This is a genomic window from Streptomyces sp. NPDC016677, from assembly GCF_055562815.1.
In genome coordinates, this window is sequence record NZ_JBVHEO010000001.1 from 242,707 (window position 1) to 262,812 (window position 20,106).

The 20,106-nt window shown below is 72.5% G+C and carries 13 protein-coding genes and 1 tRNA gene; 6 read left to right on the top strand and 8 right to left on the bottom strand.

The genetic code is table 11. The annotated features are described in order from the left end of the window. Positions 1-69 precede the first annotated feature (69 nt). Together ACZ3IG_RS01060 and ACZ3IG_RS01065 are read right to left on the bottom strand one after the other, a co-directional pair. Entirely contained in the window at positions 70-1,497 is a 1,428-nt protein-coding gene (locus tag ACZ3IG_RS01060; RefSeq protein ID WP_467427819.1) for a GH1 family beta-glucosidase, read from the bottom strand. Positions 1,498-1,719: 222 nt separating this feature from the next. After that, on the bottom strand, positions 1,720-2,760 hold the full coding sequence (locus ACZ3IG_RS01065; RefSeq protein WP_467427821.1) for a LacI family DNA-binding transcriptional regulator: 1,041 nt from the start codon (positions 2,758-2,760) through the stop codon (positions 1,720-1,722). A 525-nt stretch (positions 2,761-3,285) separates the two neighbouring features. Between ACZ3IG_RS01065 and ACZ3IG_RS01070 the strand changes: the two genes are divergently transcribed. The 5 genes from ACZ3IG_RS01070 (at position 3,286) to ACZ3IG_RS01090 (ending at position 9,990) form a co-directional block, all read left to right on the top strand. Further along, positions 3,286-4,605, top strand: a complete 1,320-nt coding sequence (locus tag ACZ3IG_RS01070) for an ABC transporter substrate-binding protein (protein WP_467427822.1) — start codon at positions 3,286-3,288, stop codon at positions 4,603-4,605. Positions 4,606-5,138: 533 nt separating this feature from the next. Then, on the top strand, positions 5,139-6,131 hold the full coding sequence (locus ACZ3IG_RS01075) for a carbohydrate ABC transporter permease (protein WP_467427823.1): 993 nt from the start codon (positions 5,139-5,141) through the stop codon (positions 6,129-6,131). A gap of 14 nt (positions 6,132-6,145) precedes the next feature. Further along, on the top strand, positions 6,146-7,066 hold the full coding sequence (locus ACZ3IG_RS01080; protein ID WP_467427825.1) for a carbohydrate ABC transporter permease: 921 nt from the start codon (positions 6,146-6,148) through the stop codon (positions 7,064-7,066). A 337-nt stretch (positions 7,067-7,403) separates the two neighbouring features. After that, positions 7,404-8,861: a GH1 family beta-glucosidase gene (locus ACZ3IG_RS01085; RefSeq protein ID WP_467427828.1), complete on the top strand. Its 1,458-nt coding sequence runs from the start codon at positions 7,404-7,406 to the stop codon at positions 8,859-8,861. A 73-nt stretch (positions 8,862-8,934) separates the two neighbouring features. Beyond that, on the top strand, positions 8,935-9,990 hold the full coding sequence (locus ACZ3IG_RS01090; protein ID WP_467427829.1) for a LacI family DNA-binding transcriptional regulator: 1,056 nt from the start codon (positions 8,935-8,937) through the stop codon (positions 9,988-9,990). Between the two features lie 57 nt (positions 9,991-10,047). Here the strand turns inward: ACZ3IG_RS01090 and ACZ3IG_RS01095 are convergent, their stop codons facing one another. From ACZ3IG_RS01095 to ACZ3IG_RS01115, 5 genes are all read right to left on the bottom strand, one after another. Beyond that, positions 10,048-11,451, bottom strand: coding sequence for an RICIN domain-containing protein (locus tag ACZ3IG_RS01095; RefSeq protein ID WP_467427831.1), 1,404 nt, complete (start codon positions 11,449-11,451; stop codon positions 10,048-10,050). Positions 11,452-11,487: 36 nt separating this feature from the next. Continuing rightward, positions 11,488-13,971 carry a hypothetical protein gene (locus ACZ3IG_RS01100; RefSeq protein WP_467427832.1) on the bottom strand — a complete coding sequence of 828 codons (2,484 nt, stop codon included), beginning with the start codon at positions 13,969-13,971 and terminating at the stop codon, positions 11,488-11,490. 353 nt (positions 13,972-14,324) lie between these two features. Further along, a tRNA-His gene (locus ACZ3IG_RS01105) sits at positions 14,325-14,397 on the bottom strand. 97 nt (positions 14,398-14,494) lie between these two features. Continuing rightward, positions 14,495-15,097, bottom strand: coding sequence for an oligoribonuclease (gene orn / locus ACZ3IG_RS01110; protein ID WP_467427833.1), 603 nt, complete (start codon positions 15,095-15,097; stop codon positions 14,495-14,497). A 286-nt stretch (positions 15,098-15,383) separates the two neighbouring features. After that, entirely contained in the window at positions 15,384-16,604 is a 1,221-nt protein-coding gene (locus ACZ3IG_RS01115; protein WP_467427836.1) for a helix-turn-helix domain-containing protein, read from the bottom strand. Positions 16,605-17,510: 906 nt separating this feature from the next. Here ACZ3IG_RS01115 and ACZ3IG_RS01120 point away from each other — a divergent pair. After that, on the top strand, positions 17,511-18,038 hold the full coding sequence (locus ACZ3IG_RS01120) for a universal stress protein (protein ID WP_467427837.1): 528 nt from the start codon (positions 17,511-17,513) through the stop codon (positions 18,036-18,038). 240 nt (positions 18,039-18,278) lie between these two features. Here the strand turns inward: ACZ3IG_RS01120 and glmS are convergent, their stop codons facing one another. Then, positions 18,279-20,096, bottom strand: a complete 1,818-nt coding sequence (glmS, locus tag ACZ3IG_RS01125; RefSeq protein ID WP_467427838.1) for a glutamine--fructose-6-phosphate transaminase (isomerizing) — start codon at positions 20,094-20,096, stop codon at positions 18,279-18,281. Positions 20,097-20,106: the final 10 nt, after the last annotated feature.

Genomic DNA, 20,106 nt, shown 5'->3' on the forward strand with positions numbered 1-20,106 from the left:
TCTTCCCGGACCAGTGGTCTTCCCGGACCAGTGGCCTTCTTGGGCCAGTGGTCTTCTCGGGCCAGTGGCCTACTCGGCCGCCGCCACCGGCGGGAGCGTGCCCGTTCGCGCCGCCTCGCCGTACCACAGGGCGCTCGACTTCGGCGTGCGCTCCAGGGTCACGTAGTCGACGTAGACCCCGCCGAACCGCTTCTCGTAGCCGTACGCCCACTCGAAGTTGTCCAGCAGGGACCACAGGTAGTAGCCGCGTACGTCCGCGCCGTCGGCGATGGCCCGGCGGACCGCGGACAGGTGGCCGTGCAGGTAGGCGACGCGCTCGGGGTCGTGGACCGTGCCGTCGGCGCCGGGCTTGTCGTCGTAGGCGGCGCCGTTCTCGGTGATGAACAGCTGGAGGCCGGGCGCCTCGCGGGAGTAGCGCATGATCAGGTCGTACAGACCGGTCGGGTCGACGGTCCAGCCCATCTCCGTCCGCTCGCCCGGCGACTGGTGGAAGGCCACGTCGTCGGCGGCCGGCCACGGCGAGAGGTCGCCGCCCCCGTGCCCGTCGGCGCGCGGGCCGGGGGCGTCCGGGTCGGCGGCCGACACCAGGGTCGGCGTGTAGTAGTTGAGGCCCAGCGCGTCCAGCGGCTGGTGGATCAGGGCGAGGTCGCCGTCCTGGACGTAGGACCAGTCGGTGACCGACGCCGTCGCCTCGAAGAGGTGCTCGGGGTAGGCGCCGTGCAGCACCGGGCCGTGGAAGATCCCGCCGGACAGGTCGTCGATCTTCCGCGCCGCCAGCAGGTCCTCCGGGCGCCGGGACAGCGGCCGGACGACGGAGGTGTTCAGGCTCAGCGCGATCGAGTTGCGGGCCGGCATCACCGAACGCAGGGCGGTCGTGGCCAGGCCGTGCGCCAGGTTGAGGTGGTGGGCCGCGCGCAGGACGGCCACGTGGTCGGTGCGGCCCGGGGCGTGCACGCCGGAGCCGTAGCCCAGGAAGGCGCTGCACCAGGGCTCGTTGAGCGTCATCCACTGCTCCACGCGGTCCCCGAGCGCCTCGCCGACGATCTGCGCGTACTCGGCGAACCGGTAGGCCGTCTCCCGCTCGGGCCAGCCGCCCGCGTCCTCCAGCTCCTGCGGCAGGTCCCAGTGGTAGAGGGTGAGGGCCGGCTTGATGCCCTTGTCCAGCAGCTCGTCGACCAGGCGCCGGTAGAAGTCCAGACCGCGCTGGACGGCCGGGCCGCGGCCGGTGGGCTGCACCCGGGACCAGGAGACGGAGAAGCGGTAGGCGTTCAGGCCCAGGTCCGCCATGAGCGCCACGTCGTCGCGGTAGCGGTGGTAGTGGTCGACCGCGATGTCACCGGTGTCGCCGCCGGCGGTCTTTCCCGGCGTATGGCTGAAGGTGTCCCAGATGGAGGGGGTGCGGCCGTCCTCCCGTACCGCGCCTTCGATCTGGTAGGCGGAGGTGGCGGCGCCCCAGAGGAAGGCGGGGGGAAAGGCGGCGGACGTCGGTTCCGGCATGAAAACGCTCCCACGGGTCGGGGGACCTCATTATGCATGGGAGCGCTCCCATAGGGGGAGTCCGAGAGCGGCGGGACTGAGACCGACCGGTACGCCGCCCGCGGGCGCGCCGTGCTTCGGGCCGACTCCCGCGCGGAAGGGGTGCCGTCGGCCGGGCCGACTCCCGCGCGGAAGGGGCGCCGTCGGCCGGGCCGACTCCCGCCCGGAAGGGGGCACCGTCGTTCAGGCCGACGCCCGGATCACCAGTTCCGTGGGCAGGACCACCTCGCGGTGACCGGTGCCGTGGTCGGCGATCTCGTCGAGCAGGAGGCGTGCCATGGTGCGGCCCATCTCCTCCAGCGGCTGCCGGACGCTGGTCAGCGGCGGATCGGTGTGCCGGGCCACGATCGAGTCGTCGAAGCCGATGACGGCCACGTCGTCGGGTGTCCGCCGCTCCGCTGCGCGCAGTTCCAGCAGCGCGCCGGCGGCCATCACGTCCGAGGCGACGAAGACGGCGTCCAGGGCGGGACGCCGGCGCAGAAGGTCCCGCATGGCCGCGCGGCCCCCCTCTTCCGTGAAGTCGCCGTACGCGACCAGTTCCTCGTCGAAGGGGACGCCCGCCTCCCGGAGCGCAGCCCGGTAGCCGTCGAGCCGGTCCTGCGCGGCCTCCATGTCCAGTGGTCCGGTGATGGTGCCGATGGTCCGGCGGCCCCGCGCCAGCAGATGCCGGACCGCGCTCCGGGCGCCGCCGCTGTTGTCCGCGCGGACGTGCCCGAGCGTCTCCTTGTCGCCGCGCCGGCCGGCCAGCACGGTCGGGATGGCGAGTTCGTCCAGCTGGTCGGGGAGGGTGTCCTCGCTGTGCACCGCGATCATCAGCACCCCGTCCACGCGGTGCGCCGCCAGGTACGGGGCGAGCCGCGCGTACTCCTTCTCGTCGCGCACCAGGACCAGCAGCAACTGCATTCCCGCGCTCGCCAGTCCGGCGGACACGCCCCGGATGATCTCCGAGAAGTACGGCTCGCTGAACAGCCGGGTATCGGCCTCGGGGACGACCAGCGCCACGGAGTCGGTGCGCCGGGTGACCAAGGAGCGGGCGGCCCGGTTGGGTACGTAGCCGAGCTCGGCGATCGCCTGCTCGACCGCCGCGCGGGAATGGGGACTCACCTTGGGCGAACCGTTGATGACCCGGGAGACCGTGCCGCGGCCGACGCCGGCGCGGGCGGCCACGGCGTTCAGGGTCGGACGCCGGACGTCCGCGGTCCTGGGCGGCTCGGCAGGGCTCATCGTTCACCTTCCGGCGTTCGCTGGGGGACTGCTTCATTCTGGCTCAGAAAGCCGGACCGTCGTTCCGCGAGGGCCCGCGGGCGGCCCAAGTGGCCGTCACCGCAGGGGAGATGGGGGAAGAACTGGCATGAAACCGGTTGGAAACAGGGCGGAAACCCAGGCAAAGCCGACACGGCCGTGGTCGGTCGACGGCCGCGGCGCGACACATTCACGTGACGTCCGGAACACGCTTGAGCAACAACGCCGTTTTCAACTCTTGACACTTGGGCCCGGCACCGAGGAGTCTTCGGGGCAAGCCGCGTGGGAGCGGTCCCACGGGAAAGCCGGGACGCCTCCCGTGTGGACCAACGCACCATCGGCCCTTCCCTCCGCTTGGCATGGCACACCTCTGACCAGCATCTTCGCACCGCACACCGCGTTGCCCAGGGCTGGCCGCTGCTCGAACCGAGAGGGCAGGTCGAAACCGTCGATCCCGGCGGTCTGATTCCTGAGGTCCCCGTTCCCACTGGAACAAGGAGTAGTGGAATGCGCATCACCCGTACCGTCGGCGGCCGAGGCCGCAGAGCAGCGGCCCTGACCACGTCGGTCCTGACGGCCTCGGCCCTGCTGTTGACCGGATGCAGCAGCGACAGCGACTCGGACGCCGCGGACTCCGACGGGAAGATCACCCTCAAGGTGTCCGACTACGGACAGTTCGGCTACAAGGAGGCCGACCTGTTCGCGAAGTACGAGAAGCTGCACCCGAACATCAACGTGGAGGAAGAGACCACCTCCAATGAGCAGGACTACTACCCGAAGCTCCTTCAGCAGCTGAACACGGGCAGTGGGCTGGGTGACGTCGTCGGTGTCGAGATCGCCCGCATCAAGGAGGTCGTCGACACCCAGGCGGACAAGTTCGTCGACCTGAAGGACACGATCGACGTCAGCCAGTGGGTCGACTGGAAGGCCAAGCAGGCCACCGCCGAGGACGGCAAGGTCATCGGCGCCGGCACCGACATCGGCCCGATGTCGCTGTGCTACCGCCGCGACCTCTTCGAGCAGGCGGGCCTGCCGACCGACCGCGAAGCCGTCGCCAAGGCGGTCTCGGGCGGCTGGGAGGACTACCTCAAGCTCGCCGAGCAGTACCAGAAGAAGGCGCCCGACGGCACCTTCTTCATGGACTCCGCGAGCGCGATGTTCAACGGTGTCGTCAGCTCCTCCGAGAGCCAGTACTACGACGCCGAGGGCAACGCCATCTACAAGGACAACCCGGCGGTGCAGAAGGGCTGGGACCTGGCCGCCGATGCCGCGGCCAAGAAGCTGACCCAGGGTCTGCCCCAGTTCCAGGACCCCTGGAAGGCGGCGCTGCGCAAGGGCAGCGTGGCCACGGTGGTGTGCCCCGCCTGGATGGCCAACCAGATCTCGCTCTACTCCGGTGACGACTACAAGGGCAAGTGGGACATCACCAGCGCGCCCGGTGAGACCGCGGCGAACTGGGGCGGCTCCTTCCTGACCGTGCCGAAGACCGGCAAGCACGTCAAGGAGGCCCAGGAGCTGGTCAAGTGGCTGACCGCGCCCGAGCAGCAGGCCGCCGTGTTCAAGGCGGTCGGCATCTTCCCGTCCAACCAGGGCGCCTATGACCTGCCCGACGTGAAGAACGCCAAGCTCCCGTACTTCAACAACGCCCCCATCGGCCAGCTCTACGCCGAGGAGGCCCAGAGCATCCCGGTGGCCGTGCTCGGCCCGAAGGACGGCGTGATCAAGGACACGATCTCCACGCAGATCAACAACATGGAACAGCGCGGTACCGACCCCGACGAGGCGTGGGACGCGGCGACCGAGACGATCGACAAGGCCATCGGCTGACCCGGCGGTGCGGGCGGCCCCACCGGCCGCCCGCGCCCCTTCCACGCCGGGACCGCACCGCAGCCGTACGGCGGTCAGGGCCCGTCGGCGTGGGGGCGTCCGCAGCAGATCCGGCCGTACGCGGCGGGTCTGCTCCGTGGCGTCCGGCACACGCTCCTCCAACCGGCTCTTGACGGACCGGCGCACGTTCCTCCAACCGGACCGTCCCGGACCGGCGCACGTCCTTCGAACCGGCTCCTGACGGACCGGCGCACGTCTCTCGCACCGGACCGTCCCGGACCGGCGCACGTCTCTCGCACCGGACCCCCGCGGACCGGCGCACGTTCCTCGAACCCGCCCGTCACGGACCGCCACCCGCTCCTCGGACCGGCACCCGCTGCACAGCCGGACCGGCACACGCTCCTCAGGACCGCCGCGCGGGCCGCCCGACGCCGGGCCGGTCCGCGCGGGGAGGGAACGACGGGACGGTGGCCCGGCCCGGCGACCCGCCTCCCGCCCCACCCGGCCAGACCTCCCAGGGAAGGACTCCCTCCGTGGCAACCACAACCCCCACACGGGGTGCCGACAAGCCGTCCGCCGGCGGCTCCGGCGCCGCGTCGAAAGCACCCAGCGCGTGGCGCACGCGGCTGTGGCGCTTCGACGACAAGGCGTCGCCGTACGCGTACATCGCTCCCTTCTTCCTCGTCTTCGGTGCCTTCGGGCTCTACCCGCTCCTCTACACCGGCTGGATCGCCCTGCACCGGGTGGAGATGACGAGTCTCGACCAGTCCGAGTGGGTGGGCTTCGAGAACTTCTCCACGATCCTCCAGGACTCCGAGTTCTGGACGTCCGTCTCCAACACCTTCATCATCGGCGTCCTGTCGACCGTCCCGCAGCTGCTGGTCGCGCTGGGCCTGGCCCACCTGCTCAACTACAAGCTGCGCGCCAGCACCTTCTGGCGCACGGTGATCCTCACCCCGTACGCCACCTCGGTGGCGACCGCCGCCCTCGTCTTCGCCCTGGTGTTCCGGGCCGACGGCGGCCTCCTCAACTGGCTGCTGAGCTTCGTCGGGGTCGACAACATCAACTGGGGCAACGGCGAATGGTCGTCCAAGATCGCGATCTCGGTCATCGTGATCTGGCGCTGGACCGGCTACAACGCCCTGATCTACCTGGCGGCCATGCAGGCCGTGCCGTCCGACCTGTACGAGGCGGCGTCGATCGACGGGGCCTCGCGCTGGCAGCAGTTCCGCAAGGTGACCATCCCCTCGCTGCGGCCGACGATCCTGTTCACCATCGTCATCTCGACGATCGGCTCCATGCAGCTGTTCGGTGAGCCGCTGCTGCTCCAGGGCGGCACGCTCGGCGCCGTCGGCGGCAGCGAGCACCAGTACGAGACGCTCAGCATCTACCTCTACAACTACGGCTGGAAGCTGCAACACCTCGGCCCGGCCGCGGCGGTGGCCTGGGCCATGCTCGTCCTGCTGCTGCTCATCGCCCTGATCAACTGGATCGTCAGCCGGTTCGTGCGCAAGAGCGCGGCCTGACGGGAGCGACTTCGATGACCACGACCAGTAGTCCCACCAAGACCGCGCCGGGCGTGCCCCCGGCTCCGCTCCCCGCCCCCGGCGGCAAGGGCCGCCGCCTCAAGCTCGGCGCCGGCGAGCAGCTCAAGGGCGGCCCGTACACCTACCTCGCGCTGATCATCGTCGGCCTGGGGTCCGTCTTCCCGTTGTACTGGACGCTGGTGGCCGCCTCGCACGACCAGCAGCGGGTCCTCGACAGCCCACCGCCGTTCATCCCCGGCGGCAGGCTGTGGAACAACCTGGAGGCGGCCTGGGAACAGGCCAACCTCGGCAAGGCCATCGTCAACAGCGTCATCGTGTCCGGCAGCATCACCGTGGCCACGCTGTTCTTCTGCACCCTGGCCGGCTACGCCTTCGCCAAGATGCGCTTCCGCGGCCGGGGTGTGCTGATGACCGCGGTCATCGCCACGCTGACGATCCCGCCGCAGCTCAGCGTCGTACCGCTGTTCATGATGATGGCGGACATCGGCTGGGGCGGAAAGCTGGAGTCGGTGATCTTCCCGACCCTGGTCGGCGCCTTCGGTGTCTTCTTCATGCGCCAGTACCTGCTGGAGGCCCTGCCGTACGAACTCATCGAGGCGGCCAAGGTGGACGGGGCGAACAACCTCCGCATCGTGTGGAGCATCGTCCTGCCCGCAGCCCGGCCCGCGATGATGGTGCTCGGCATGCTCACCTTCGTCCAGGCCTGGAACGACTTCTTCTGGCCCTTCCTCTCGCTGTCCGCGGAGAACCCGACGCTCCAGGTGGCGCTCGGCCAGCTCAGCGCCTCCTACACCCCCGACCAGAGCATCGTCATGGCGGGAGCGCTGATCAGCACGCTGCCGCTGCTGGTGGTCTTCGTGGTCTTCGGCAAGCAGATCGTCGGAGGCATCATGGCGGGCGCGGTCAAGGGCTGACCTACAGCGGCCACAGCGGCCACAGCGGTCGACCGCGGCCCATCGCGGCCCGTCGCGGCCCGTCGCGACCCACAGTGGCCGACCGCGGCACCGGCTCGACGGCCGTCGGTTCGACGGCCGTTGGACATAGGCCTCGGCCATCGGCCATCGGCCATCGGCCGTCGAACCGCCGGCAGAGCCCGCCCCGTAAGCGGGCCCTGCCGGCCCCCGGCCCTCCTCCCCGCCTCGGCCGCCCCTGCCTGCCGTACTCGCTTCCCGTACTCGTCCGCCCGCACCGCCGCACCTCGCTGCCGGACCTCCCCACCCGACTCCTTCTCACCCTTGGGAGCGCTCTCACATGACCGCCGTACGACCCGAGACCACTGCCCGGTCGGCCTCCGACGCCTCCTTCCCGGCGGGCTTCGTCTGGGGCACCGCCACCGCCGCGTACCAGGTGGAGGGCGCCGCCGCCGAGGACGGCCGCACGCCCTCCATCTGGGACACCTTCAGCCACACCCCCGGCAAGGTCCGCAACGGGGACACCGGTGACATCGCCGCCGACCACTACCACCGGTACCGCGACGACGTGGCCCTGATGAAGGACCTCGGTCTCAAGGCGTACCGCTTCTCGGTCTCCTGGTCCCGGGTCCAGCCCACCGGCCGCGGGCCCGCCGTCGAACGCGGCCTGGACTTCTACCGCCGGCTCACCGACGAACTGCTGGAGGCGGGCATCACCCCCGTCGCCACCCTCTACCACTGGGACCTGCCCCAGGAGCTGGAGGACGCGGGTGGCTGGCCGCAGCGCGACACCGCCGACCGGTTCGCCGAGTACGCCGACATCATGGCCCGTGCCCTGGGCGACCGCGTCGGCGTGTGGACCACCCTCAACGAGCCCTGGTGCAGCGCCTTCCTCGGCTACGGCTCCGGCGTGCACGCCCCGGGCCGCACCGACCCGGCCGCCACCCTGCGCGCCGCCCACCACCTCAACCTGGCGCACGGCAAGGCGATCGGAGCGCTGCGCGCGTCGCTGCCGACGACCGCGCAGACCTCCATCACCCTCAACCTCCACCAGGTGCGCCCCCTCACCGACAGCCCCGAGGACGCCGAGGCGGCCCGCCGCATCGACGCGGTCGGCAACCGCGTCTTCACCGGCCCCCTCCTCGACGGCGCCTACCCCGAGGACCTGCTCGCCGACACCGCGCACATCGTCGACTGGGGCCAGCTGGTGCGCGACGGCGACCTGGCCGAGATCTCCCGCCCCATCGACGTGCTCGGCGTCAACTACTACGCGCCGACCGTGGTCTCGCTGCCCGCCGACGGCACCGGCAGCACCGGCAACGACGGCCACGGCGCCAGCGACCACTCCCCGTGGACGGGCTCCGGCCACGTCTCCTTCCACCTCGCCAACGACAACCTCACGGCGATGAACTGGGCCATCGACCCGGACGGGCTGCACACCCTGCTGACCGGCCTGGCCAAGGCCCACCCCGGTCTGCCGCTGATGGTCACCGAGAACGGCGCCGCCTTCGACGACTACGTCTCCCCCGAGGGCGTGGTGAACGACCCGGAGCGGATCGCCTACCTGCACGCCCACCTGGAGGCGGTCCGGCGGGCCGTCGCCGACGGCGCGGACGTCCGGGGCTACTTCCTGTGGTCCCTGCTGGACAACTTCGAATGGGCCTACGGCTACTCGAAGCGCTTCGGCACCGTGTACGTCGACTACGCCACCCAGCGCCGCATCCCCAAGGCGAGCGCCCACTGGTACGCCGACGTGATCCGGCGCAACGCCCTGCCGGCCGCCGGCGAGCAGGGATAACACCTCCGGGTTCCACCATGGCCGCGGCTGTTACATTCCTGGCCTGACAGCGGCGAAAGGGAAGGCGGCGACCATGGTGGTCAGCGGTGGGCGGAGCCGGGGCGTCCGGCGCCCGACCCTGGAGGAGGTCGCCGCCCGCGCCGGAGTCGGCCGCGGCACCGTCTCCCGGGTGATCAACGGCTCCCCCCGGGTGAGCGACGCGACCCGCGCGGCCGTCGAGGCGGCGGTCGCCGAACTCGGCTACGTCCCGAACACGGCCGCCCGTGCCCTGGCCGCCAACCGCACCGACGCCATCGCCCTGGTCGTCCCCGAGCCGGAGACCCGGTTCTTCTCCGAACCGTACTTCTCCGCCATCCTGCGCGGCGTCGGCGCCGAGCTGGCCGACACCGAGATGCAGCTGCTGCTGATCTTCGCGGGCAGCGACCGGGAGCGGCAGCGGCTCGCCCAGTACCTCGCCGCCCACCGGGTGGACGGTGTCCTGCTGGTCTCCGTGCACGCCGACGACCCGCTGCCCGACCTGCTCGCCCAGCTGGAGATCCCCGCGGTGATCAGCGGCCCGCGCTCCGCCACCGAGTCCCTCGCCTCCGTCGACTCCGACAACTACGGCGGCGCCCGCTCGGCCGTCGAGCACCTGCTGGCCCGGGGCCGGCGCCGGATCGCCCACATCACCGGCCGCCTGGACGTCTACGGCGCCCAGCGCCGTGCCGACGGCTACCGCGACGCCCTGCGCGAGGCCGGCCTGGAGGGGGACGAGCGGCTCGTCGAGCCGGGCGACTTCACCGAGGAGGGCGGGCGCCGCGCGATGGCCGAGCTGCTGCGCCGCCGCCCCCGCCTGGACGCGGTGTTCTGCGGCTCCGACGTGATGGCGGCCGGCGCCCGCCAGGTCCTGCGCGAGGCCGGCCTGCGCATCCCCGAGGACGTGGCGCTGGTCGGCTACGACGACTCGGCCATCGCCCGCCACATGGACCCGCCGCTGACCAGCGTCCGCCAGCCCATCGTGGAGATGGGCCGCGCGATGATCGACCTGCTGCTCACCGAGATCGCCGACCGCCGCCCGGCCGCGTCCCGGGGGCCGGCGCGGCAGCAGGCGGTACTGGCGACACAGCTGGTGGAGCGGAAGTCCTCCTGACCACCTCCTGGCCCCGGCGTGGCACGGCCCGCCGGGGCCAGGACCGTCACGGAAGGGTCAGGAGAAGACCCAGCGCTGCGCGGTGTACTGGTTCTCCCCGCAGGTCATCACCTGGAGCTCGGCGTCGTCGCCGGCGGTCTTGCCGCCGTTCACGCCCAGGCACAGGTTGGCGACGAGATTGCGCAGCGCGTACGTGCCGCCCGCGCGGGGTTCCAGGTACCAGAGGTGGTTGTCCGACCGGGTGGTGTTGCAGGGGTACTCGGTGACCTGGGTCCCCTTTCCGACACTGCCGTACTTGGGCAGGTCGAAGCAGAGCCCGTCCTTGACGTTCTTGATGACGAACAGGCTCGCCCCGCCGGGGCCGCCCGACGCCGATACGACGTTCAGGTCCCACTGCTGGTTGTCGGAGCCGCCGTCCCGGCAGATGTACTGCCGCACCGGACCGTCGACGGACCCGTTCCCGTAGCCGGGCACATCGGCGCACTTGCCCGTCGCGGTGTTCTTCAGCAGGACGGCCGACTGGCTGGAGGCGGCGTTGGCCAGCTCACGGGCGGTGGGCCCGGACGCCTTCTTCGTCGTGGCCTTCTTCTCCGTCCGCGCGGCCTTGGTGGTCTTCTCGGCGGCCGGCTCCTTCGTCTTCTTCTCCTCCGCCCCCGTCTTCTCCTCCGCCCCGTGCGGCGCTGCCTTCACCTCGGCGGGAGAGGGGGACTTCGCCGAGGGGGAGGCCTTCGACGGGCTCGGCGAGGGAGACGGGGACTCGGCCGCGTAGTCGGCGGGCAGCTCGTCGTCCGACGTGCCGGGGCCGAGCGTCGTACCGCCGACGGGCGCCGTGGCGATCGACCGTTCGTCGTCGTCCCCGATCGCGGCCAGCACCAGGAACGGTACGGAGATCAGCAGCGCGCCCGCTATGCCGGCGGCGGCGAGCAGGGGGCCGCGGGGGCGGGAGGGGTGCTGGTCGGCGGGCTCGGACGCGCCGGCGGCGGTGGCGGTGGCTTCGGCTTCGGCGGCGGTCGCGACTGCGGCCGCGGCGAGCGGGCTCGGGACGGCTGCGGGCTCTGCCTTGGCCTCCGCTTCGGGCTCGGCCTTGGGTTCTGCCTTCGGCTTGGCCTCGGAGGCCGCCTTGGACTCCGCCTTGGGCTCTGCCTTGGCCTCCGCCTTGGACTTGGCTTCGGGCTCCGCCTTGGACTCCGCCTCGGGCTGCCGCTCCCGGGCTGCCGAGCGGGGCTTGCCGAAACGTTTCCCAGCGGAGGCGGTCGGCGCGGGGACCACGGGAGCGGGGTCAGGGGCTGAAGCGGGTTCCGGGACGGGAGCGGGTTCCGGGACGGGAGCGGGTTCCGGAGCGGGGACGCGCGGGCCGAGGGCGGCGCCGGGGTCCTGGGCCGGCCCCGGGACGGCCACCGCCCGCCGGACGGTGACGGGGGACGCCGTGTCGGAGGAGGGCGGTTCGTTCTGACGTGGCATGAACGCTGCTCCTTGTCGAGGGGTGGGAGGTGCGGTTCAGTGGTCGCCGACGGGTCCGGCGCAGCGGTCCGGCCAGTCGCCCGCACCGGGCGACGTGCGGTCGGCCAGGGCGTGGTCCAGGCGGGTGAGCGCGGTCTCGTCCGCGTCCTCCAGCACGGTGGACGCGGTGGGGACGTCGGGCAGCTGGCGCAGCAGGACCAGGGGAGCCGAGTCGTCGGCCGCCCGTACGCCGAGGACCTTGAAGGCGGTGCCCGGGGCGAAGACGACCTCGTCGCCGTCCGCTGCCGGCAGGTGCCGGACCCGGCGGCCGGTGAGGGACCAAATCGCGAAGCCCACGCCCGCGACCCGCTCCTTCCCGTCCGGATCGAACGGCAGCCCGCTCAACGGCGCCGGGTCCCGCAGCACCTGCCCCGGCCGCAGCCCGTCGAGCCCGGCCGCGCCGCCTCGTCCGCGCAGTACGGCACCGCGGTACGACGGCAGTCGCGCGAGCCCGGACGCCAGACAGCGGGCGTACGGGACGAGGCGCTCCTCGCCCGACCGCAGGGACTGCGCCAGTTCCGCGTGGCCCAGCGGTCCGTCATCGTCCTGGAGGTACAGCAGCAACGCGGTCAGGTCGGCCCGTGCCGCGTCCTGCTGCTCCCCGTGCGGCGCGGGCATGCCCGCCAGCGCCCGGTCCACCGCCGCGCTCTGCCGCTCCCACACGGGTGCGGCCAGCGCGCGGAAGGCGGTGCGTTCCGGGACGGTGCTGCGGTGCCGGGGGGAGACCGGCACGTCCGGGAGCGGTGCCCGCGGGGCGGCGGCCGGGGAGGCGGGGCCTGAGCGGCCCTCGCGTACGTCCGGCCCGCGTGGCGCGCTCGGTACGGCCGACGCCGACGCCGACGCCGACGCTGACGCCGTGGCCGTGGCCGTGGCCGTGGCCGTGATGGCCGTGGCGGCGGTGGCGGTGGTGAGCGCGGTGGGACCTGTCGTCGGGGTGGCCGCCGGGGTGGCCCCGGAGACGCTGTTCACCGGTGCCGGTCGCGGCACGGCGGCCGGGGCCGTCGGCCCGGTCGCGGTAGACGGCCGGGGCTTCGACTCCGTGGGCACCGCGCCGGAGCCGCGCGGGGCACCCGCGGCACCCGCGGCACCCGCGGCACTCACGGTGCCGACGGTGCCGCTGCGGGGCGCCGGTCGCGTCCGTGGCGCCGTGGCGAAGCGGATGACGCGCAGGGCGCGGTCGGCCGCCAGGGTGCGCAGGGCGAGGCCGCCGTCGGGCGGGGTGGCGTGGACGTGGAGGGCGGTGCGGGTGCGCAGGTCGGCCGGGAGGCGGTCGAGGAGGCGGGACAGCACCGGCCAGAGCGAGGCGTCGAGCCGGTCGCCGGGGAGACCGATCTCGATGGTCGGGCCGTCGATGCTCACCGGGCGGGCGCTCCAGGGCGGCGGGGGACCGTCCCGGCGGTCCACCCACAGCCCGGCCCGGGTGACCGTGGCCCGCCAGGTGTCGGAGAGGAGGAGGACGCCGTCCTCGGGGCCCCGGGGGTCCGGCAGCGGTGAGGTCCAGCGGAGCAGCCGGGGGTCCGGGGCGGCGGGTTCCGGCGCGGCGGCGGCCGGGTCGTCGGGCTCCGGTCCGGGACGGGTCTCTTCCGGGGGCGGGCACAGCACGGCGTCCACGAAGGGCAGCCAGCGCGGCGCCCCGTCCGGACCGGCCAGCACGGACCGTACGCCGTACGTGCCCAGCGGGCTGTCGGCGGCGAAGAGCGGGAGTCCGGTGGTGACCTCCACCTCCGTCTTCAGCCGCGCGGCCACGGCGCGGCCCAGCGGCAGCAGGTCGCGCCGCCCGCCCGGGGAGAGCCGGACGCCGGAGCGGACGGCGGCCGGCAGTGCCGCGAGCACGTCGGCGACCTCGCTCGCCAGGACGTCCTCGCCCCACGGCACGCCGACGACCACGGCGGGACGCCGGGGGTCGACGGGGACGGCGTGGAACAGGTCACCGGGCCTGGGCGCGGTCGCCTCGGCGGGGCGGATCAGCAGGCCCGCCGGTATCCGGTCCACGACGCAGCCGTCCGAGGTCCGCTCCGGCGCCCGGCGCAGCGCGGTCTGCCAGCGCGGGGCGGGGGTGAGCGGCCCGAGCGCCTCGGGAGGCTCACCGGGGGCGAAGCGCCACCAGCCGCCGTCGCCGGGCGGTACGAAGACCGAGCCGCCCGGCACCACGAGCACCGGTCCGTCGGGGGCCTCGACCGTCAGGTCCCAGGCGTCGGCGATCCGGCGGGCCGGGGCGGGACGGTCCGGACGGTCGAGTCCGGCGCCGGACATCACCAGCCGCACGGACCGGGTGCCGGACTCCCGCAGTGAGTCGAGCGTCTCGCTCAGCCGGGGCCAGAGCGACGCCGCCGCCTCCTCCCCGGCGACGGCGACGATCGTGACGGTGTCCTGGTCCGCGGCGCGCAGGGCGCGGGCGAGGTCGGCGACGTCGGGGGCGAGCAGGGTGTCGTCCGTGGGCGGGCGGAGCAGGAGCAGACCGTCGTGGTCCTCGACGAGCACGCGCGGTCCGGAGGGCTCGCCGTTCCCGGGGCCGGCGGGGTGCCCGGTCCGCCGGTCCGGCGCCGGCCCGGCCGACCGCCTTCTGGCCCGGCGACCGCTCCAGAGGCTCACGAGGCCTCACCCATCAGATCCGTCCGACGCACCCGAACCCCACTCCAGTCCCACCAGGATGGTCATTCACTCGATCAACTCTGGACACTACTCGTTGCGTACGAGATGCGAACCGGTGAACTGCTTCTCTCGTTCCCGGGGTTGGCGAGAAAGGACCGGGAGAGGGCGGCCGGGCGGCCGGGGCGGAACGACGACGAAGCCCCTGGTCCGCGTCATCCGCGTACCAGGGGCTTCCCTGTCAGGGTGAGTGACGGGACTTGAACCCGCGACTTCCTGGACCACAACCAGGTGCTCTACCAGCTGAGCTACACCCACCATGACCGGTGCTGGGATTCCGTCTGGTTTCCCCGACCGGCCGAGAAAAAGTGTACAGGGTCCGAAGGGGTGCTCGCGCCACGCTTCCGTGGCGCCCCTATTCGGCGCGCACGATGTGCTTCGCGGCGATGGCCTTGGCGGTCTCGGAGTCGGGTCCGGGCTGCGGTACGAAGACGGCTTCGCGGTAGTAGCGCAGCTCGGCGATGGACTCGCGGATGTCGGCGAGCGCGCGGTGGTTGCCGTTCTTCTCGGGGCTGTTGAAATAGGCCCTCGGGTACCAGCGGCGGGCCAGCTCCTTGATCGAGGACACATCGACGATCCGGTAGTGGAGGTAGTCCTCCAGGGTCGGCATGTCACGGAGCAGGAAGCCGCGGTCGGTGCCGACGGAGTTGCCGCACAGCGGAGCCTTGCCGGGCTCCTTGACGTGCTCCTTCACGTACGCCAGGACCCGCTCCTCGGCGTCGGCCAGCGTCGTGCCGTGCTCCAGTTCGGCGAGGAGGCCGGAGGCGGTGTGCATCTGGCGCACCACGTCCGGCATGGTCTCCAGGGCCTGCTCCGGGGGGCGGACGACGATGTCCACGCCGTCGCCGAGGATGTTCAGCTCGGAATCGGTGACGAGGGCGGCCACCTCGATGAGCGCGTCGTCGGACAGCGAGAGGCCGGTCATCTCGCAGTCGATCCACACCATGCGATCGTTCATGCGAACACCCTACGGCTGACGTCGCCCGTTCAGGCCCCCGGCGTCGGTGCGGGCCCCAGGGCCCCACCGGGGGCCGCCGCCCCCGGACCCCTGTCTTCGGCCCGGACCCCCGCCTCCGGCCCGGACGGCCTCGTCCCCGAGCGTCGGGCGGGCTGGAGGGGCGACGTCCGCCGCGTCGGCCCCCGGCGTCGGTGCGGTCGTCTCGGTCTCCCAGGGCCGCCCTCCCCGACGTCCGCCCCCTCGGTCGCCGGGCGGGCCCTGGGAGCCGCCCGGCGTGCGGGGGACGTCAGGGGGCGCTGCGCTGGCCCGGGAGGCTGGGGCGGGGGCCCGCGTAGGCCTCGCGGTCGGGTTCCGCGGGGGCGAGGTGCGGGGCGGGGCGGCGGGTCTGGAACGGGACGCCGCCCTCCGGGTGCAGCGGGGCCGGGTGCTGACCGGCCGCCTCGGCCGGGGCCGGGGCCCGCTCACCGCCCTCCGCCGGGCGGTCGCCCTGCGGCCGGCGGGCGCGGTAGGCGGCGCGGTACGCGGCCGGGGAGGAGCCGAGCTGGCGGCGGAAGTGGCCGCGCAGCGCCACCGGCGACCGGAAGCCGCAGCGGCCGGCGACCTCGTCCACCGAGTAGTCCGACGTCTCCAGCAGCCGCTGCGCCTGGAGCACCCGCTGGGTGATCAGCCACTGGAGCGGCGCCGAGCCCGTCAGCGAGCGGAAGCGCCGGTCGAAGGTCCGGCGCGACATGTACGCGCGCGCGGCGAGCGTCTCCACGTCGAACTGCTCGTGGAGGTGCTCCAGCGCCCAGGCGACGACCTCGGCGAGCGGGTCGGCGCCGATCTCCTCCGGTAAAGAGCGGTCCAGGTAGCGCTCCTGGCCGCCGCTGCGGCGCGGCGGCACCACCAGGCGCCGGGCGAGCGCGCCGGCCGCCTCGTTGCCGTGGTCCGTGCGCACGATGTGCAGGCAGAGATCGATCCCGGCGGCGGTGCCCGCCGAGGTCAGCACGTCGCCGTCGTCGACGAACAGCTCCCGCGGGTCGACGTGCACCGACGGGTAGCGCTTGGCGAGCGTCGGCGCGTACATCCAGTGGGTGGTGGCCGGACGGCCGTCCAGCAGCCCCGCCGCGGCCAGCACGAACGCGCCGGTGCACAGGCCGACGATGCGCGCGCCCTCCTCGTGCGCCCGGCGCAGCGCGTCCAGCGCCTCCTCCGGGGGCGGTGAGGTGATCGACCGCCAGGCGGGCACCACCACGGTGCCGGCCCGGGAGATCGCCTCAAGACCCTGCGGCGCGGTCAGCTCCAGACCTCCCGTGGTCCTGAGCGGGCCGTCCTCCCCGGCACACACCAGCAGCCGGTAGCGCGGCACGCCGGCGTCCTGTCGGTCGATGCCGAACACCGACAGCGGTATGGAACTCTCGAAGATGGGGCCGCCGCTGAACAGCAGCACCGCGACGATCTCCTTGCGGCGTCGCCCGGAGAGCTTCCGGGTCGCGGCTTCCGGCGCGGCAGCGGAGTCGTGGCTCATACTGCTAAGCCCCCCTCGGTGGTCGCGGCGCCCCTAACTTGTCGGGCCTGTCGCTCCAGCACGTTTCCCCTCGGTCCTGCACTTGTCCCCCGCCGTAGACAATCAAGATCGAATCTACTGCGTCCCGTCGTGCCGGGGTGGCCGGTTCGGCACTTGGGACATTGTCGACATGGCAACTTGGCGTGAAGCATTCGATCACGAAGCGTTGCACTCCGGGGCGCCGCAGGGAAGTACGCCTTGTGGCAGTGGCCAATCCCCGTAGGGTGCGCAGGGCCCTCGAGACCCTTTCCGTGCAGGTGGAACGGGGATTGGGGGGTGGTTCCCGGCAGGGATGCGCCATGCGCCGAAGTTGGCCGAAAAGGAACGGGCGCGTGTACGGAAACCGGTCAGGCGACCGGTGTGCCCCCGGCGGTGCTCCGTCCGCTCCCGCGCGCTCCCGTCCCGCCGCCGGCACCCGCGGGGAAGTCTCGGCCCCGCCGGGGGTCGGAGGCCCCCCGGCGGGGCCGGGGAAACCGGGAGAGTCCGGGTGGCCGGTGCGGGGGAAGGGTGGTCCGGTCCGGACGCGCGTGCTCCCTGAAGGGGGTTCACCGGGGGTCGATGTCCGTACGGGCGGACGGGCGCCCCAGGTCGGGCCGGCCTACCCGGGCTTCCGTACGAGAGGCGTACGCGCGCGTGAATCCTGTGCGAACCGCCTGTACAGCGCAGCAACCATTGCGTAACGGGCGCCCCCTCGTGCATGCTCCGGGGAACCCCGTCGGGGAGCCCGCCGGGAACTGGGCGAAGGAGGCGTGCCGCCGTACCCTTGGGGGTATGGGGTTGGGAAGATGATTCCCGGACACTGATTCGGACACAGCTCCGCCGCACCCTGTCGGTCCACCCATAAAGGATCAAAACGCCGAGACAGCCATGGCCGGTCACGAATTCTTCGAACCCGCGGACCGCAAGCGGCCGGTCGCCGATCCGACGGCGGCCGATCCCCTGGCGGAGTCCGAGCCGCGTCAAGCGTGCGACCCCGCCTTCAAGCACGGTGTCGTCGTGGGCTTCGACGGCTCCACGTCCAGTGAACGCGCCCTCGCCTACGCCATCGGCATGGCACGGCGGCAGGCACAGGGCCTGATCATCGTCCATGTGGCCAACAGGCTGCCCACCACCGTCTGGGCGGGCTGTGAGCCGCCCGTCTTCGTGGACGTGCCCGACCACCGCACCGAGGTCCTCGGGCTGGAACTGGCCTGCGCGGACTATCTCACCGAGGTCCCCTGGATCCTGGTCGAGCGCGGCGGCGACATCTGCCACGAACTCGAAGAGGTGGGGCGGGAGTACGAGGCCGACGCCATCGTCGTGGGGTCCACCCACGGCCTCGTGGGGCGTCTCTTCGGCTCGGTCGCCGGGCGGCTCGCCAAGCGGGCCCAGCGGCCCGTGGTGGTCATTCCCTGACGGTCCGCCAGTCCGCCGGAACCTACCGCCGCGTAGAGGTGTTCGTGCCCTTGTGAAGGGCATAAAGGGGGCATCGACCGGGGAGTGACGGCCGCCGGTCGGCAGCGTCGGCCGGGAGTCGGGCGGCTTCCCGGCGACCCGGAACGGCCCCCCGCGTGCCGTGGGCACACGTGAGGGGCCGTCTGCTGTGCGGGAGTCCGCGCGTAGGGACGCGTGGGGGCGGGAGGCCCCGCTCCTGCCCTACTCCACCGTCACCGACTTGGCCAGGTTGCGCGGCTTGTCGATGTCCCGGCCCAGGGCCAACGCGGTGTGGTAGGCGAGGAGTTGCAGGGGGATGCCCATCAGGATGGGGTCGAGTTCGTCCTCGTTCTTCGGGACGACGATCGTGTGGTCGGCCTTCTCCTGCTCCTGGTGGGCGACCGCGAGGATCTGGCCGCTGCGGGCCTTGATCTCCTCCATCGCGGCGCGGTTCTTCTCCAGCAGGTCGTCGTCGGGGACGATCGCCACCGTGGGCAGGGCCGGCTCGATCAGCGCGAGCGGGCCGTGCTTCAGCTCGGAGGCCGGGTACGCCTCGGCGTGGATGTACGAGACCTCCTTGAGCTTCAACGACGCCTCGCGGGCCACCGGGTAGCCCCGCACCCGGCCGATGAAGAGCATCGAGCGGGCGTCGGCGTACTGCGCGGCCAGCTTCTTGATGTCCTCCTCCTGCTCCAGCATCTCGGAGATCTGCGCGGGCAGCTTGCGCAGCCCCTCGATGATCCGCTTGCCGTCCCGCACGGACAGGTCACGGGTGCGGCCGAGGTGCAGGGCGAGCAGCGCGAAGGCGACCGTCGTGTTGGTGAAGCACTTGGTGGAGACGACGCAGACCTCGGGCCCGGCGTGCACGTACATGCCGCCGTCCGCCTCGCGGGCGATGGCCGAGCCGACCACGTTGACGATGCCGAGCACCCGCGCGCCCTTGCGCTTCAGCTCCTGTACGGCGGCCAGTACGTCGTACGTCTCACCGGACTGGGACACGGCGACGTAGAGGGTGTCGGGGTCGACGACGGCGTTGCGGTAGCGGAACTCGGAGGCGGGCTCGGCGTCGGCGGGGATGCGGGCCAGCTCCTCGATCATCTGGGCGCCGATCATGCCCGCGTGGTACGAGGTGCCGCAGCCGAGGATCTTCACGCGGCGGATGCGGCGGGCCTCGCGGGCGTCCAGGTTGAGGCCGCCGAGGTGCACCGTGGAGAAGCGGTCGTCGATCCGGCCGCGCAGGACGCGGTCGACCGCCTCGGCCTGCTCGTGGATCTCCTTGTGCATGTAGGTGTCGTGGCCGCCCATGTCGTAGGAGGCGGCCTCCCACTCCACGGTGGTCGGCTCGGCGGTGGTGCGGGTGCCCTCGGTGGTGTACGTGCGGAAGTCGTCGGCCTTGAGGGTGGCCATCTCGCCGTCGTCGAGGGTGACTATCTGCCGGGTGTGGGTGACCAGCGCGGCGATGTCGGAGGCGACGAACATCTCCTTCTCGCCGATGCCGAGGACGACCGGGGAGCCGTTGCGGGCGACCACGATGCGGTCGGGGAAGTCGGCGTGCATCACCGCGATGCCGTAGGTGCCCTCGATCAGGCGGAGGGTCTCGCGGACGCGGTCCTCCAGCTCCTCGGCGCCCGAACGGGCGATGAGGTGGACGAGGACCTCGGTGTCGGTCTCGGAGAGGAACTCGACGCCCTCTGCCTCCAGCTTGCGGCGCAGCTCGGCGGCGTTGTCGATGATGCCGTTGTGGACGACGGCGACCCGGTCGTCGGCCGACATGTGCGGGTGGGCGTTGACGTCGGAGGGGGCGCCGTGGGTGGCCCAGCGGGTGTGGGCGATGCCGGTGGTGCCCTTGAAGCGCGCCGGGACCTTGGCCTCCAGGTCGCGGACCCGGCCCTTGGCCTTGACCATCTTCAGGCCGGCCGCCTTCGGCGAGGTCACCACGATGCCCGCCGAGTCGTAGCCCCGGTACTCCAGGCGCTGGAGGCCCTCCAGGAGCAGGGGCGCCACGTCGCGCCTGCCGATGTATCCGACGATTCCGCACATAGAAACGCTG